This is a genomic window from Candidatus Eremiobacteraceae bacterium (genome assembly GCA_035314825.1).
Lineage (GTDB): Bacteria > Vulcanimicrobiota > Vulcanimicrobiia > Eremiobacterales > Eremiobacteraceae > JAFAHD01.
Genome location: DATFYX010000019.1, coordinates 1 through 3,185, shown reverse-complemented (window position 1 = coordinate 3,185; position 3,185 = coordinate 1). Strand labels below are relative to the sequence as shown.

Below are 3,185 nucleotides of genomic sequence, written 5' to 3'. Positions count from 1 at the left end.
GGTGGACGGCGTCACAGTCCACGCGACGTGCACGGTGCCTCCAGACGACGGCCGAATGGGTTCTACCACGACGTTTTGCGCGTTCAAAGAACGCGCTACTACAGATGTTATGTGGATGGCTGGTGCTTGCGCGCTCAACTGCTCACTTGCGAGCACGCCGCCCGGGCCGACGACGTCCACGCGCGCGAGGTCCGGCGTCAACGGAATGCGGTAGCCGAAGGCGACGAGGCTGCGATCTTCTTTCGTGTCGGGCAAGCGCCACTGCGGGGTGAACGGGTAGGTCGCAAGCGTCTTGCCGTTGGCGTCGTACGCGACGATCGAATAGGTGGCAGGCGCGCCGGCGGTTAGGTCGGCGCTGCCGTCAAGAGTGTAGAACGGGCCGAAGACCGCCGTGTTCAGATCGGCGTGGTGGAACAAGAAGCCGCGCACCAACAGCATCGGCGGATCGTAGACGATCGTCAGATCTTTGAGCAGATGCCAGTACGTGCACTCGGTGATCCACTTCTCCGGATCTTGTGCGCCCGACTTATCGCCGACTGCGATCGGCCAGTTGGCCGGGATCGCAGTGTTGGGCGACGGGCCCTTGCCGGATGCGCCCATGAGCGGGAAGGTCTTGTCTTTGCGCACGCGCGCGGCGAGGACGCTTGCCGTCGTGATGCGCTCGCCGTTGGCGATCAGATTCTGCGTGTTGTGATAGTCCAGGCCGCATTCGGCTTGCATCTGCGCCGAACTCCAGCTGGCCACGGGGATGCTGTGGGTGAGCTCGTGGCCGACGGTCTGGAAGTTCATGAATTCGGGGATGAGGATGAGCTTGGTCGAGACGGTGATGCCGAGCGAGTTGGGCGGCGCGACCGCGAAGTAGTCGTGATCGCTGAGCACGGCAACGGTGCGCCCGGCTCCGTCGATGAGACCGCTCGTACTGAGCTGGTCGGTGATCGCCGCCTCGAGCTTCTCGCGTGCGTGGATGAGCTTGGTCGCCTCGATATTCGCGTCGCTCACGTTGGCGAGGTGCTTGGCGAAGAAGTTATCGAAGGCTTGCGAGTACGTCTCCGATAGATCCTTGCCGGTGAAGTTGAACAGCTCGCGCACGACCGTGGGCAAATCCCACGGCTTGACCGCATAGAAATCGGGGATGTACTTGTGCGAGTCTTGCGCGATGGTGATGGTGCGCAGCGTGAGGTCGCGTTTGGTCGCGGCGTTGTAGAACGACGAATCGTACGAGAGCAGCAGCGGGATATAGCGTATGACCGGCCCGTGCGTGACCTCAGCATGGCCGTCGACGATCACCTCAGCGCCTTCGATCGGCGCGCCGCTATCGTCGATGAGCTGCGCGACGATGCGGTAGTTCGTGTCGGGCAGGAAGGTGAATGTCGAATTCTCGGGGACGCCGGTCGGCACCGGCAGACTGACCGTGTAGTGCTGCCATGAGCCGGCCTTGCCGCGGATCGGGATCTGCGCGAGCACGCCGCTCTCGTAGATCGGCTCCGGACCGGCGACGCCTGCCTCGCCGGTGAAGCGCATCTTGACCGGCACCTGCTCGGTGCAATCCGTGTAGATCTCGATCGAGACGACGTCGCGTTTATTGATCTGGCGGATGTCGCCGCGCTCGTCAACGTACCAGTTGACGCCGAAGATCACCGACGGTTTGTCCGTGACCATGTTCAGCTCGGCGGTGTAGTGCGGGATGTCGTCGCGAACGCGCACGAGGTGCGGCACGGGCTTGTTCTTCCACGTATCGTCGTCTTGCCAGACCGCTTGCTCGGGTTCGAACCAGCCGTCCCACGGCCGCAGCTCGCACGGCGTCGGCGTCGCGGTCGGCGACGGATACGGCGTCGGCGTCGGATTTTCGGTGGGCGGCGGTGTCGGGGTGGGCTTCGAGGTCGTGCTCGGGCCGGGGCCCGGCGTATTGCGGCCCTCGGTTCCCGGCGGCGGCGTGAGGTCTCTGCCTTGCGTCGTGCCGCCGTTGTTGCCAGGTCTTGGCGTATCCGTCTGCAGCGGTGACGGCTTGGGCGTCGGCGTCGGACGGCTCGTCGTGAAGTATGGATATTTCGTGGGCGTCGTTTCGCTTTGCGGCGGCGGCGGCGTGAGCTCGCTGGCCTGGCTTTGCGCTTCTGGTTGGTGAACCTCGAGATCGGTGCTGATGTTGAGCTCGCCCGGTGTGACGCCGCGGATGAGCACCTGCGCGAGGCCATCTTTGACGGGCACGGATGCGGTCGTGCCGCCGTCAGCCAGTTTGGCAGCGCCCGTCACGTTGAAGATGACGATCGCCGCGTCTTGCGGCCGGATGCCTTGGATGTGCATGCGCACCATCGTGGTGCTGCCGGGTTTGAGCGTTGGTATTGGATCGTAGGTCACGCGCACGATGCTCGTCGGCAGATCGTTGCTGTGCTGGCTGCCCGACGCAAAGCTCGCGCGGTAGAAGCCTGGCTGCGTGCCGTCTTGGATCTTGCCGACGAGTGCGCGGTCGGACGACGCGAGCGTGTCGACGCCGCGGTCCGAACCGTCGAGCAGCAGCTTCGACGCGCGCGGATCGCCGTTGCGCGTGAGCACCTGCATGAGACCTTGGCCGTGGCCGCCTTCTTCGTAGACGGGATAACCTTCGGTGATCGCGGGGCCCGCGGGCGGCACGTTGGCGAGCTGGGTCGCGCCGGGCAGATGCGCGGGGCCGTCGGTGATTTGGCAATCCGAACCCGCGTCGGGCACGCCATCTTTATTGAAGTGTCGGAATACGACCAGCGCCGCAAGGCCTGCGATGGCGGCGGGCACCGCGAAATGGAAGTGGCCGTTGGCATCGGTGAGGCCGTGCCAGAATTTCTTGCGGCCCTGCGCGTCGACGCTGCCGACGATGAAATCTTTGGGGCCGGCCGGCTCGTCTTGTTGCGCTTGGACCGTGCCCGTGATCTCGGAGTGCGAACTCGAGACCGGCGGCAGGTAGATGCCGTTATCGGTGCCGGTGCCGTTGCCGGGCGCCGGTTTGACCTGGGTGAACTGCGAGTTGGCGTCGAGCGGCGCGTCGTTGGATTCGGCGGCGGTGGCCGGCGCGCCGGACGGGTAGCTTGCGAGCGCGACGAACGTGCTGGCAAACGCAAGTAAGAACACCGCTATGACAAACTGGCGCATATCGTGCTACTCCCGCGTTGACTACGGGCCGGAAAGTTCCCTCTCCGGCCCGCATTGTGTGACGG

1 protein-coding gene is annotated in these 3,185 nt (G+C 64.8%); it reads right to left on the bottom strand.

Going from position 1 to position 3,185, the window contains the following annotated elements:
• Positions 1 to 3,120: hypothetical protein (locus VKF82_03350; protein ID HME81095.1), on the bottom strand; the 3,120-nt coding region annotated here is incomplete at its 3' end.
• Positions 3,121 to 3,185: the final 65 nt, after the last annotated feature.